The sequence below is a fragment of the Thioalkalivibrio sp. ARh3 genome (assembly GCF_000377265.1).
Lineage (GTDB): Bacteria > Pseudomonadota > Gammaproteobacteria > Ectothiorhodospirales > Ectothiorhodospiraceae > Thioalkalivibrio > Thioalkalivibrio thiocyanoxidans.
In genome coordinates this window covers 338,805-351,429 of sequence record NZ_KB897948.1, presented here as the reverse complement: position 1 = coordinate 351,429, position 12,625 = coordinate 338,805, and the positions used below count along the sequence as shown (strand labels likewise).

14 protein-coding genes and 1 pseudogene are annotated in these 12,625 nt (G+C 64.9%); 7 read left to right on the top strand and 8 right to left on the bottom strand.

The annotated features are described in order from the left end of the window. Positions 1-157: 157 nt before the first annotated feature. From C995_RS0106500 to mtgA, 5 genes and pseudogenes are all read right to left on the bottom strand, one after another. Entirely contained in the window at positions 158-742 is a 585-nt protein-coding gene (locus C995_RS0106500; protein WP_018864154.1) for a hypothetical protein, read from the bottom strand. Positions 743-801: 59 nt separating this feature from the next. Then, positions 802-1,535 (bottom strand): annotated as a pseudogene (locus C995_RS0106495) (class I SAM-dependent methyltransferase). 302 nt (positions 1,536-1,837) lie between these two features. Then, positions 1,838-2,524 (bottom strand): zinc metallopeptidase, encoded by a 687-nt coding sequence (locus C995_RS0106490; RefSeq protein WP_018864152.1) that lies wholly within the window; start codon positions 2,522-2,524, stop codon positions 1,838-1,840. Positions 2,525-2,596: 72 nt separating this feature from the next. Further along, positions 2,597-4,885, bottom strand: a complete 2,289-nt coding sequence (locus tag C995_RS0106485; protein ID WP_026278988.1) for a mechanosensitive ion channel domain-containing protein — start codon at positions 4,883-4,885, stop codon at positions 2,597-2,599. 133 nt (positions 4,886-5,018) lie between these two features. Further along, positions 5,019-5,741, bottom strand: coding sequence for a monofunctional biosynthetic peptidoglycan transglycosylase (mtgA, locus tag C995_RS0106480; RefSeq protein ID WP_018864150.1), 723 nt, complete (start codon positions 5,739-5,741; stop codon positions 5,019-5,021). A gap of 235 nt (positions 5,742-5,976) precedes the next feature. Between mtgA and C995_RS0106475 the strand changes: the two genes are divergently transcribed. The 3 genes from C995_RS0106475 (at position 5,977) to C995_RS14460 (ending at position 6,979) form a co-directional block, all read left to right on the top strand. Beyond that, a complete protein-coding gene (locus C995_RS0106475; RefSeq protein ID WP_018864149.1) occupies positions 5,977-6,306 on the top strand; it encodes a hypothetical protein in 330 nt (109 codons plus the stop codon). Continuing rightward, positions 6,299-6,694: a thiol-disulfide oxidoreductase DCC family protein gene (locus tag C995_RS0106470; protein WP_018864148.1), complete on the top strand. Its 396-nt coding sequence runs from the start codon at positions 6,299-6,301 to the stop codon at positions 6,692-6,694. Before C995_RS0106475 ends, C995_RS0106470 begins: the two co-directional genes overlap by 8 nt. A gap of 156 nt (positions 6,695-6,850) precedes the next feature. After that, entirely contained in the window at positions 6,851-6,979 is a 129-nt protein-coding gene (locus C995_RS14460) for a hypothetical protein (protein ID WP_018864147.1), read from the top strand. A gap of 26 nt (positions 6,980-7,005) precedes the next feature. Here the strand turns inward: C995_RS14460 and C995_RS0106460 are convergent, their stop codons facing one another. After that, positions 7,006-8,289 carry a phosphatidylserine/phosphatidylglycerophosphate/cardiolipin synthase family protein gene (locus tag C995_RS0106460; RefSeq protein ID WP_018864146.1) on the bottom strand — a complete coding sequence of 428 codons (1,284 nt, stop codon included), beginning with the start codon at positions 8,287-8,289 and terminating at the stop codon, positions 7,006-7,008. 120 nt (positions 8,290-8,409) lie between these two features. Here C995_RS0106460 and C995_RS0106455 point away from each other — a divergent pair, with 120 nt between their 5' ends. Both C995_RS0106455 and C995_RS0106450 read left to right on the top strand, forming a co-directional pair. Next, the gene (locus C995_RS0106455; RefSeq protein WP_018864145.1) at positions 8,410-8,850 is read left to right on the top strand and encodes a nucleoside deaminase; all 441 of its coding nucleotides are present in this window, start codon (positions 8,410-8,412) and stop codon (positions 8,848-8,850) included. A 176-nt stretch (positions 8,851-9,026) separates the two neighbouring features. Further along, positions 9,027-9,524: a hypothetical protein gene (locus C995_RS0106450; RefSeq protein ID WP_018864144.1), complete on the top strand. Its 498-nt coding sequence runs from the start codon at positions 9,027-9,029 to the stop codon at positions 9,522-9,524. A gap of 36 nt (positions 9,525-9,560) precedes the next feature. Here C995_RS0106450 and C995_RS0106445 read toward each other — a convergent pair whose 3' ends face one another. Then, positions 9,561-10,289, bottom strand: coding sequence for a hypothetical protein (locus C995_RS0106445; RefSeq protein ID WP_018864143.1), 729 nt, complete (start codon positions 10,287-10,289; stop codon positions 9,561-9,563). A gap of 62 nt (positions 10,290-10,351) precedes the next feature. On the opposite strand from C995_RS0106445, the gene C995_RS0106440 reads away from it, so the two are divergent. Both C995_RS0106440 and C995_RS0106435 read left to right on the top strand, forming a co-directional pair. After that, positions 10,352-10,990, top strand: coding sequence for a TetR/AcrR family transcriptional regulator (locus C995_RS0106440; protein WP_018864142.1), 639 nt, complete (start codon positions 10,352-10,354; stop codon positions 10,988-10,990). Positions 10,991-11,011: 21 nt separating this feature from the next. Then, positions 11,012-11,563: a carboxymuconolactone decarboxylase family protein gene (locus C995_RS0106435; protein WP_018864141.1), complete on the top strand. Its 552-nt coding sequence runs from the start codon at positions 11,012-11,014 to the stop codon at positions 11,561-11,563. Positions 11,564-11,583: 20 nt separating this feature from the next. Here the strand turns inward: C995_RS0106435 and C995_RS0106430 are convergent, their stop codons facing one another. Beyond that, a complete protein-coding gene (locus C995_RS0106430) occupies positions 11,584-12,519 on the bottom strand; it encodes an AraC family transcriptional regulator (RefSeq protein WP_018864140.1) in 936 nt (311 codons plus the stop codon). Positions 12,520-12,625: the final 106 nt, after the last annotated feature.

Below are 12,625 nucleotides of genomic sequence, written 5' to 3'. Positions count from 1 at the left end.
GAGGCTCGACTTATTTTCTTCTATCAAAGGTATTCAATGCGATACATAGCGCAAAGAGAATATAGAGGGCGGCGTTTGGTCCGCCTGCATGTGCCACACAAAAACGCCCCGGTCACCAGCGGCGACCGGGGCGCGATAGCGTCAGGCGTGGCGCGGTTTACTGCGGGGGCGCCATGCCCGGGCTGCCACCCTGCTGCATTTCCTGCTGCAGGCTTTCCAGACGCGCAATGATGTCATCGATGTCCGGATTCTCTTCGCGCATGGCGGCCATCAGGTCTTCGCGCAGGGCCTCCTGGGCGGTGATGATTTCCTCGTCCTGAGCCACGGCCTGCTGGGCCTCCTGCAGGTTCATCTGCGCCTGCTGGACGTCCTCCGACTGGATCACCTGCTGGCGCTCCTCGGCGCTGAGGTCCGGATCGCGCAGGCGTTCTTCGGCGCCTTCCAGGGTTTCAAGATCCTGGCGCGGCTGATAGCCGGCCTCTTCCATCTTGTTAAGCACCAGGTTTTCGAGCTCTTCGCCCTTTTGCTCGAGATCGGGGTTGTTCTCGATCGCCTGCTGCTGGGTCTCGGCCAGGGTCTGCTGCAGCTGCTGCATTTCCATTTGCGGGTCGGCCCCGCCTTGCTGTTGCCCCTGCTGGCCCATGCCTTCCTGACCCATGCCCTGGGCCATCACCAGCGGGCTGGCGAGCGCGAGCGCGGCGGCGGCAATCAAACCGGCGAGAGGCCGGGAACGGTTCGTCATAATGATTCTCCTCGTGAAATTACGGTGGAAAGCTTAGTGCGTGGTGACTTAACAACAGCTTAACAGGCGTGGTCGACGGGTGCCGGAGCAGCCCGGTTTTCGCTGCAGGCTTCTCGTTTTTGGTGTGATCGGTGCCCCCTCGGCCGGAAGGAGGACACAAGAGGGCGATATCGGTGGCCGGTAGCTCGATCGCCCAGCCCAGGTGCATCGCGACCCAGTGCAGCGTGGCAGGGCCGTAGAAGGCCACGTGGGTAGGGTCACGGCGATAGTGCCAGCGATGGAAGTCGGCTGCGGCGGGCGGCCAGCCGGTCATGATCACGATGGTGCCGCCAGGCCGCAGAACGGCCGCCATGTCCTCAAGTGTGGCGAGGGGGTTGTGCAGATGTTCCAGTACCTCGCTGCAGGTGATCAGGTCGAAGCGTTCGAGGGGGGGCGGGCGGTCGGGCCCGAACACGGGATCGTGGGTCTGCATCGAGTAGCCGCGTGCACGCAGCATGTCCGCCAGCACCGGATGGGGGCCGCACCCCCAGTCCAGGCCATGGGCCGGAGGTGGGCAGTGGGCCTCCAGGGGGGCGATCAAGCGCCCGAGAAAACGCCGATAACCGGGGTCGTCCGGGCGGTTTTCGTGCGTTTGATAATACGCGTGTTCAAACGCAGGCGTGGGCCAGGACGCTGGTTCCAGAACGATCAGCGAACAGGTCGGGCAGCGCAGGTAATCCCCGGGCGAGGGATCGCGCACCCCGCGGGCGAAGAAAAGGCGCAGTGGCCCGGTGCAAAGGGGGCAGTCGGCCATGTTTTAGGGAGACACGGATGGATATGCACGCTTACTGTTGTGTCGCGCTTGCGTGCGAACAAGGCGTGGTGATCGCCATGCGGTCATTCTGCACAAGGGAACCACAACGCCGTGCGCGCCCCCGTTTTCGTCAACCACGGGCGGCCGACTTTCTGCCTTCAATGGTTTGTGGGGTTGAAATCCCATGCTCCCCGGTCCTGCGTTGCGGCCCTTGCCGGCAGAACCATTACCGGCTGCGCACCGCGCCTTGTCTCGGGAAACCTGGGGTACCAACGCGAGTGCGCACATGAATCCGTGTTTCCCTAACGGCGCAGGAAGCGGAACCAGGACGCGATGTTCAGCAGGCTCATCAGGGACTGGGCGAGATAGGTATAGGCCGCGGCCTTCAGGATCCGCTGGGCATGGGGATAGTCCGGCGGGTGCAGGTAATTGCCCCGGCGCAGCATCGGCAGGGCCCGGCGAAAGCTCGCGTCGAATTCGGTGGGCAGGGTGACGAAGTGCACCAGCGCAGCCAGCCCCATCGACAGAATCCCGGCCAGGAAGAACAGGATGCCCGGCGCCGGGTGCCGGGCGATCAGCGTGATCACGGGGATCGCGACCAGCAGCCAGGCCCCGATCTGCTGTCCGTAGCGCGACAGACATACGAGGTTGCTGCGCATCCGCAGGGGCGGGTAGTCCTGGGCGTGCTGGACCGCGTGCCCGACCTCGTGCGCCGCTACTGTGATCGCGGTGAGCGACCGACCGTCGTGGTTGCCCTCCGACAGCCGCACCGCCCGATCGAACGGATCGTAGTGGTCGCCATCACGGGTGGATTCGACGCGTACGTGGTGCAGGCCATGGCGATCCAGCAGGTCGCGCGCCAGTTCCGCCCCGGTGCCGTTGTAGCGGTCCTCCGGCTGGCTGTACTTCTTCATTGTATGGCGTACCCACCAGCTCGGGGCCCAGGCCAGGAGCAGCACGAGCGGTGCGAGCAGAATCAGCAGTCGCATGCCTTCATCATGGCGCGACTTCCACCTCGGGGGAAGTCACCCGCGTCAATCCGTACACCGGCTTTTTCTCGTTCAGTCCTCGGCCTCGTCGTAATCGCCCTTGTGCTTCGGGTTGGGGCGGGCCCGCCGGTCCTTCGAGTAGTCGCGACTGTCCTCGGTGTCCTCGCCCGTTTCCTGGGTGAGGCGCAGATGCGCGGGCGGGGCCGTGCCGTCCTTCTCCTGACCGAAGTAGATGGTCTGGTGCGGGAACGGGATCTCGATGCCGGCCGCATCGAAGTGCTTCTTCACCAGGCGGTTGAACGCACGCCCCAGACCGAACTGCGTGCCCGGCAGGGTCTTGATGCGAATGCGCACATTGACCGAGCTGTCCGCCAGCGCGGTGACTCCGTGCACCTCCATCTCGTCGAGGATGTTCGGGCCCTGTTCCGGGTCTTCCTTCAGTTCCTCGAAGGCCTCGCGCAGGCGCACGATGACCTCGTCGATATCCTCGCGATAGGCCACGCCGTATTCGCCCACGTGGTAGGCGTAGTCACGCATGTAGTTGGAAACGGCATCCACCGAAGAGAACGGGATCAGGTGATAGGTACCCGACAGGTCGCGCAGGCCCATGGAGCGGATCGTGAGTTTCTCGACCACCCCAGTCGTTCCGGCGACCGTGACCACGTCCCCGGTGTTGATGGCTTTCTCCAGCTGGATGAACACCCCGGTGATGATGTCCTGCACCAGTTTCTGCGCGCCGAAGCCCACGGCCAGGCCCAGGACACCGGCACCCGCCAGCAGCGGGCCGATGTTCACGCCGATCTCCGCCAGCACGATCATGGCGGTCATCACGGCCAGCACCACCGCGACGGCATTGCGGAACAGGGACAGCAGGGTCTTCTCGCGCGCGCCGGGTTCGCCCTCGCCGGTATTCGGGTTCAGGCGGTGCTCGATCCAGCTGGCAAACACCAGCCAGATGGCCAGGGCGGCAAGCAGGATCAGGGCGACCGAGATCGTGGTACCCAGGACGTACATGCCCGCGTCCGACGCTATCCAGGCACCCAGATTGAATGCGCCCCAGGCATCCGCGATCACCGCCAGCACGATGAGCAGGATCACCAGGCGCATGGTCTTGAGCGCCTTGGGGATATAGGAGTTCAGGCGTGCCTCGAGCATCGGGAACTTGAGGCGGGTCTCGTCCGGCACCCGGATCTCGCGTCCGATGACCTGGGTGAGCACGTTGGCCACGAATACCCCGATAAAGGCGGCCAGGATGGTCTGGCCGGTGGCCTTGGCCATGAAGGGCAGGGCATCTTCCGGACGGGTCATGCTGACGACTGCCAGCGTCAGGAAGTAGATCAGCGCGATCCAGTGCCAGGCGTTCGCCACGAAGGTCAGTGTCATTCGCGTGAATGCGAACCCGGCGCGGTTGGCGACCAGGATCAGGCGGTCATGCACGCGCTGACGGTTCTGCAGGATGATCACCGCCGCATAGAGGAAGGCGGTCAGCATGACCAGCAGGCCCAGCGAACGGCCCGCCTCGCTGGAGATGTGGATGTTGGTGATCGGCACCAGCAGAAGCAGGCCGTAGCCGATGTAGGTCACCAGGCGCGCGAGCCAGGCATTCCAGTAGGCGGCCTCGTCGCCGGCCATCGGCAGCAGCCGCAGGCCCTGATAGCGCGTGGCAAAAATCAGGCGCAGGGCCGCCTTGGTGACCTCGATCAGCAGGAAGGCGTTCAGGAACAGCGAGTGCCGCGTGAGCATCTCTCCGGACTCTCCGAGCACAAACAGCGCGAGCCCGTAACCCGCCACCCAGGCCAGGAGCACGATCAGGAAGTCGACCAGTGCGGCCAGGAGGACGGCGGGGAGTGCGCGCAGCAGGTGATACTGCTCAGGCGAGTTGATCACCCAGCGATCCAGCGCGGCAAACATCGGGCTGCCCAGGCGGCGCAAGAGCAGGAATATGGCGATTGTGAAAGCGATCAGGATCGCCAGATCCAGTACACCCGTGCCAAACACCACCGGGTCGATCGTGCGCAGCGTCTCCCCGATGTCCGCGGCGATCTCGTTGAGGGCCCGAATCTCCTGCACCGTGCCTTCGGCCAGGGACTGTGTGACCTGGGCGATCTGGCGCGGGAGCGACATGGGTTCGTCGGTGTCGATGGCCTCTTCGTCTGCTGCCGCCTCGTCGTCCTCCGCGCGCTCGGCACGCAACGTTTCAAGTAGCCGCTCGCGGGCTTCTTCGTTTTCCAGTGCCTCGATCAGAGCGTCGTGCAGTTCGCGCTCGCCGGTGTCCTGGGCTTGAACCGTGCCCAACGGGACCAGCAGCGACACCAGGACGAGCAGGAGAAAGGGAAGACGGAGAAGGTGACTTGGGGACACGGGCGGACCTCGGGCTTGGACGGGGTTCGCGGGTCGCGAGGATTGATGCGGAAGACGCGCATCCATGCGACGGCGGAGGGTGCCAGTCTAGGGAATGACTGATGGATGTGCACGCCAGTTCAGCGCGCTGCGCTTATTCCAGCAGCATGGGATCCAGCCAGGCGATGCCCAGCTGGTTCATCTGGCGTTCGATCCAGGCAATGCGCTGGGTAAGGTGCGGACCCGGGTTCACGGGATCGTAGTTGCCTGGACTGGGCAGGATTGCGGCCAGGCGTGCGGCCTGCTGCCGGTTCAGCTCGCGCGCGGGTACACCGAAATAATGCTGCGCTGCATGCTCGATCCCGTAGATGCCGGGACCCCATTCCGCCAGGTTCAGGTACACCTCGAGGATGCGGCGCTTGGGCCAGATAGTCTCCATTCCCGCCGTGAGCCCGGCCTCCAGCGTCTTGCGGAACCAGGAGCGCTTGTGCCAGAGGAACAGGTTCTTGGCGGTTTGCTGGCTGATGGTGCTGGCGCCGCGCAGGCGCTGGCCATGCAGCACGTGAGCGTCCACCGCCTGGCGCATCGATCCCCAGTCGAAGCCGCGATGCACGGGGAAATGCTGGTCTTCCGCCGCGATTACCGCCAGCATCAGGTGGCGCGGCAGGTCATCCAGGCGCTGCCAGTCCGGCCGCAGGCGCGAGGCGGTCTGCCAGTCCGTCGCGACGACCATGGCCATGCCGTAGGGCGGATTGACCTTGGCAAACAGGAGGATCAATCCCAGCGCGAACGTGACGACGAGCGCAAGCGTCCCGGCCAGCAGCCAGGCCAGCGCGCGTAGCAGGCGGGCGATCGGCCCGCGCCGTCGGCGGGCCATCAGTGCCACCCTGGATGCAAGTGGAGGACCGTGTTCATCGGGGCCAAGAATACCGCGACTTGCGGCTCGGTCGAGTATCTCGACGGTGTGGTTTAATGTTGATGACGGCCCAACGTTGACCTACGAGGAATCTCGTTATTGATTGAACTGTTGATGTCGTACGTGGCCCAATCTTTCAAGCCGGCGTTCTGTCTGGCGATGCCATCCAACCCACACGAATCAGAAGGAGAGACCCATGGACGTGATGCCCTATCGGTATACCACCCCCAGTGGCGAGGCTGTATCCTTCGAGTTTCGTTTGCATCCCGAGACCGGTTCGGCCGTGCGTGTCCAGCAGCTGCTGGATCGGCTGGTCGATACCCTGGATCACGAAATCGGGGTGCTGGGCGACACCTGCAATGGCGACGTCCTGCAGGCACTGGCAATGGCGCTCGCCGTGCGCACCGACATGATCCCGGCGCACCCGGAGATGACGCGCGATCTCGCGCGCGATGTGGTCGAACGTGCACTGGGCTCGCTGTCGGAGGCCGAGCATCAGTACGTGGGCCCGGTGGGCCATGCCTGACCATCCGGTTCCCGGGCGTCGCCCCATCGTCTTTTTCGATGGCGGCTGTCCGCTTTGCCGGCGCGAGATCGGCCACTACCAGCGGCTGGACAAGGTCGGACATGTGGACTGGCAGGACATCCATGCCGACGCGGCGCCATTGAGGTCGTGGCGCATTGACTGGGGGGCGGCAATGCGGCGGATGCACGTCGTCGATACCCAAGGGCAGATCCACACCGGGGCCTGGGCATTCGTCGTCGTCTGGCAGCATTTGCCGTACTACCGCGTGCTGGGGCGGGGCCTGAGGCGAGTGCCGCCCGTAGTGCGCCTGATGGACCGGGTCTATGAGGGGTTCGCGCGTCGACGCTGGCGGTCGCGCTGCAGCGACGGCCTCTGTCATTCCGACTAGCCAGGCGGTGAAGACGGCTGTGCATGGCGCAGCCGCGAAGCCTGGGTGATGTGACCGGAATCAAGCGCCTGGACAGGCTGGGTCGTTGCCACGGCGGGCGGGATGAGTGTGACGGCAGCTGCCGGTGTGCGTTTCTTGATCGCGGGAATCAGAACCGTGAACCAACTGCGGGCTGGCAGCCAGCCTGCGAAGACCATGGGGCTGTCCGGTTGCGGTGCCGGCACGGGCCACATTCTGGTGGTGGAGCGCAATGCCGAGGGAGTCGCCTGGCCCGCCGCGGACTGAGGCGGCCGAGGCCGGTAGGGCGTGTCCTACATATAGGGCCCAAGGATGCGCGCGATCCAGCCGTAGATGCGGTATTTCCACGGGCGATCTTCCCAGGCCTCGATTGTCATGCGCTCGGCCTCTGCCTTGTCTTCCTCGATCAGTTCCCGGATCGAGCGGGCAAAGTCTTCGTCATAGATGTTCAGGTTGGTTTCGTCGTTCAGGCGGAACGACCGATTGTGCATGTTGGCGGAGCCAATGCTGGCCCAGCGGTCGTCGACGCTTATCAATTTCGAGTGATACATCCGCGGGTGGTATTCGTACAGTTCCACTCCCGCTTCCAGTATCGGTCGCCAGCGATTGACCGAGGCATGGCGCACGAAGCCGAAGGTCATGGTGTCGCCCGGCATCAGCACGCGGATCCGGACACCGCGTTCGGCGGCTTCGGTCATGGCGTCGAGGAAGTCCGGGTCGGGATAGAAATACGCTGTTGCAATGGTTGCCTGCTCCTCGGCCGCGGCCAGGGCATGCAGGAACATCTTGCGGATCCGATGGCGTCCCTCGCGCGGGGCGCTGTTGACGACCTGTGCATCCAGATCACCTTCTTCTTCGAGTTCCGGGTAATAGGCGTCGCCCAGCAGCAGTTCGCCCATGGCATCCAGCCAGGTCTCCATAAAGGCCGCCTGCAGGTTGCCCACCACGGGACCGGTGACGCGGAAATGGTTGTCGCGGTAGGGCTCGTGGTCCTCGTCGGGTACCCAGGAATCCGCAACGTTGGCGCCCCCAATGAATCCCGTGTGGCCGTCCACGACCAGGATCTTTCGGTGGGTGCGGTGGTTGAACCGCGACATCTCGTACCAGGAGGGTTTGCGCCAGCGCACGACCTCCGCGCCGGCATCGGTCATGCGGTCGAACTTCTCCTGGGCGGCCGCCACGGAGCCGATGTAATCGATCACCACGTGCACCTTCACCCCACGCTCGGCGGCGCGGGCAAAGGCCTCCGCAAAGCGGGCGGCCTGGTAGCCCCAGAACTCGTATACCTCAAAGGTAATTGAACGTTCAGCACCTTCGATGGCCTCGATCTTGGCGTCATAGATGGCCTCGCCGTCGCGCAGCAGCTCCAGCCTGTTGCCGGAGACAATCGGCTGCTGCAGCGTGAGCCCCATGCCGCGGCGAAACGCACTGTCCGAGGTGCCGTAGTCGATGGCCACCGGGACCTTCACCCGGTCGGGTTTCGGCAGCAGGTTGAACAGGGCGACATTCGCCAGCACAAAGGCGAGGGCGATGCCCAGCAGGATACCGACGGGGATGCCGATGACGCGGCGGCGCATGGTAGTCCTCTTGTATAGAACCCCTTGCAGGGATAACGGGGAGGGGGTTGGGTGGCGCCGGTGTGGAACCGACATCGTTCAGTGTACACAATGCACTGGGAACAACCCTGGACGAATGTCATGAATCCGTTTCTGGAAGCCGCACTGGACGAGGCGCGAACTGGCTGGGATGAGGGTGGCATCCCGATCGGCTCCGTGATCGAACACGCCGGACGCATCGTCGGGCGCGGGCACAACCGCCGAGTGCAAAACGGCAGCGCCATACTGCATGCCGAGATGGCCGCCCTGGAAAACGCCGGACGCCTGCCTGCAAGCGTCTACCGCGAGTGCACGCTTTACACGACGCTGTCACCCTGCGCGATGTGCAGCGGGGCGATCGTGCTGTACGGCATCCCGCGCGTGGTGATCGGCGAGAACTCCAGCTTCGCGGGAGAGGAGGACTGGTTGCGCTCGCACGGCGTGCAGGTCGATGTGCTGCAGGACGCCGCCTGCCGGGAGCTGATGGCCGCCTTTATTGAACGCCACCCGGACCTCTGGCACGAGGACATCGGTTGCGAATAGCCCCAGGCTGACCGGAACGCGCTTGCTGGCGGGCGGATCGCGTTTGCCACCCGGATCCTGTAGCCGCACAGGGCAGGTGACCGAGAAATGCCTCATGGCGCGCTTCGCGCCCGGGTCGGGTGTTCTGGCATAGTTGCTGCTTTGGTGCCGGGTGCAATGCAAACCGGGAGCATCCCATGATCGATGGCATCGGAATGAACCAGGCGGCCCTGGCGCGACCGACCCATTCGGCGCAACACCCGAACAACGCCGGGCAGGCTGGCAACCAGGCGGCACAGGCCGGACAGGCGGCCTACGCACAGCCCGCCCAGCAAGCTCAGGCCCAGCAGGCACAGGCCGCCACGCAAGCGCAGGCGAATGGTCAGCTCAACGGGCAGGGCGCGGGCGTCTCGACCTCACCGCATGTCGCCCAGCCGGTGTCCACCACACAGGCCCCCTCGGCACACGAGGCGGCATTCTCGCCCCAGGGCGTCAACGCGACCCCGCCGACACAGGCCACGGCGATGCCGCTGGCCGGCGGCCAGGTCAACGGGGCCCCGCAGGCCGACGATGCCCCCCAGATGGACGCCGACCCGGACGACGAAGCGGACATGGGCCAGACCTTCATGCCCGACGGCTCGGTGCAGTCCAACTCCAACGAGAACCTCGGATCGCACTTTGACCTGCAGGCGTAAGGTCTGGTCGAGTGTCTTCGGTTTGGTGGTTTGGCCTCAACGACCGGAAGTGACATTTACCGACTGATGCCCTGCCTCCTCAGGCCGGGAAAACCGGAAGGTCACGTGCTCGCGATGGATCAGGAATTGTCCAGTCGCGTGCATCCACTGTTGTTCGCGCACCGTGGCGTCCATCCACTCGAATAGCTCCTGCAGTGCCAGGGCGGTTGCGCCGCGGTCCGGATAACGCAGGCCAAGCCCCTCCCAGTGGTCCCGGGCATCATATGTGCGTTTCCAGCCTTCGCGGACGAACCCGGCTGTCAGCAGGGCGCGCAGGGCCCCGTCACCCAGGCTTTCGCGAAGCCCTTTCAGGAGTAGGCGGGAGTCCCTGGATTCCACGGAACCCTCGGGTGAGGCGTTTAGCGAGGCCGGCAGGAGCTCGACCCAGTCATCGTGCTGGCCAAGCCCCGGGATCAGATCTTCGTCGACCATCTGCTGGAAGTCCGGGACAGGGTCGGAGTGCGTTCGCAGGGCGAGCTGGATCAGGGCTGCGGCTTCGTCGACGTAACCGGACAGACTGAAGCCGCACAGTAGGTGGTCCACGACGTCATGGACAAACACCGAGGTCGGAATGCGATCCCCGCAATAGGGGGTCGCGGCAATCACGTCAGCTCCCCGTCCGGGGACGTCCAGCTTCCAGCCGCGGGCGCCGAAGCCATCCTGCCAGCTGTCCTCGTAGCGAACCGGAATCGTGACCGCCTGCGCGTTGATAACCGGGATGGACATGGTGGCCTCGCTAGGTATCCGATGCTTTCCACTTTACCGACCGGTCAACTACCATTCAATGCATGGCCGATGCACTCAACCGAAGCCGGACACGCGATGCCCTGATCGCCGCTGCACGCTCGCTGGTCCTTGGCCGCAGCTACGGCGCCGTCGGCGTGGCCGAGATCTGTGCGCACGCCGGCGTGAAGAAGGGGAGTCTTTATCACTTTTTTCCCGGCAAGGATGCCCTGGTGCTGGAGATGCTCGAGACGCTTTATCGCGAGCTCGAACGCGAGGTACTGCGTCCGTCACTGGAATGCGACCTGCCTTTGCGCGATCGCCTTGGGCGGTTTGTCGATCGTCTGTATCAGTTCGAGATCCGTGCCCAGGGGGAGGTCGGGGAGCTCCCCGGCTGCCCGTTCGGGAACCTGGCGCTGGAGCTGGCGAACTGGAATTCGTTGGTTCGAGAGGCCGTGGCCGCGCACCTGGAGGCCCTGCGCGGCCATTTCCAGCGAGCGATCGAGGCCGCCGTGCAAAGCGGTGAACTCCCGCAGGCGTCGGATAGTGCCCGTCTGTCGGAACAGTGGCTGGCGCAGGTCGAAGGCGTGCTGCTGCTGGCCAAGGCGCGGCAGGACGCGGACACGGTCCTGCATCTGTTGCCGGCACTGGAAACCCTGCTGCCGGCCAGGCCGGCCCACGACGAAGAGCGAGAGAACCATTGATCCGTGGTTCCCTGGAGGTATATGACGATGGAATTTCCCCTGAGAACACCCGACAGCGCGCCGGAGGCCTTCGAGCGATCCGGGAAGGTGCTGGGGCTGGTGCCGAATCTGATTCGCGTGATGGCCAGTAGCCCGGCGGCGGCCTCGGCCTACCTGGACCTGACCGAGCGACTGGGCCAGAGCAGCCTGTCTCCCGAGGAACAGAGCGTTGCGCTACTCACGATCAGTCGGTTCCACGAATGCCATTACTGCATGGCCGCGCACTCCATGACGGGACGGATGGCGGGTCTGCCCGATGCAGTCGTCGACGCGCTGCGGGAGGATCAACCTGTGCCCGACCAGCGGCTCGAGGCCCTGCGCCGGTTCGTGGTGGCGGTACTCGAGCATCGGGGCGCGGTCCCCGATGCCGAACTCGAGGGGTTTCGCCGGGCGGGGTTCGACGAGGCGGCGATCCTGGATGTGATCCTCGCGGTCGCGCTGAAGACCCTCTCGAACTACACCAACCACCTGGCCTCCACGCCACTGGATGACGTGATGCAGGACGAGCACTGGGAGGCGCCTGCGGGTCGCTGAAAACCCGGTACCGCGGTGTTTCAGTGCGAGCGAGTCAGGCGCGAGAACAGGCGCCGGATACGCCCGGGGCCGTACCCGTGGACGCGCTTGAAGGCCTTGCGAAAGGCCGGCTCCGAGCCATAGCCGACCTGTTCCATCACGCTGGCCACCGATGCCCTCGGATCGCGCAGCAGCCGTTCGGCCAGGACCATGCGCCACTGGGTCAGGTAGTCGATGGGAGCCTGCCCGACCAGTTCGGTGAAACGGGCGGCGAAACTCGTTCGCGACATCGCGGCCTCCTGCGCCAGGCCCTCGACCGTCCAGGCCTCCTCGGGTCGTGCATGCAGCGCGTCGAGGGCGCGGCGGATACGGTCGTCCGCGAGGGCCGCGATCAGACACTGCTCTGGATGCTCCTGGTAATGGCAGACGTAGTGGCGCACCGTCATTACGAACAGGGTATCCGCCAGACGATCGAGTACCGGCCGATAGCCGGCGGACTGCTCTGACAGTTCCAGGCGCATCAGATCGGCCAGCCGCGCCAGCCGCTCGCCGCTCTCGGCGTGGCGCACGATTACGCGGTCGGGCAGGGCCGCCAGGATCGGATTCCGGCGCCCGGAATCGAATTCGAAGTGACCGCATAACAGCTGTGTCGAGCCGGGTTCGGGCTCGGACGGGTCCAGCAGATTCAGGTGATTGTCCCGGTCCTCGAATGAAGGCTCGCTCGCCAGCAGGTGCCAGTCGTCGTGGGGCAGGAGCAGCATGTCGCCTGCATCCAGCCACAGTGGCTCGCAGTCCTCCATGTGCAGGTAACAGCCCCCTTCGCTGATCAGGTGAAAGCTCGCATGCCCGGAACCGGTGGTGCTGAGCTGCCACTGGCCGCACAGACGGGGGTTGGTGTCGATCCGTGCGCGCAGGTTGTAGGCCGAGAGGACGGACGACAGCGTGTCCTCGCGCGGCATGATCCGGCTCATGTCCATGAGGGGTTCGCTCCTGTCGAGGAAACACAGATCAATGTACGGCATCGCAGGCGTCTTGGCTCCGCCCCGGACGATCGGACATAAATGCCGGCGCGACGGTTCTCAC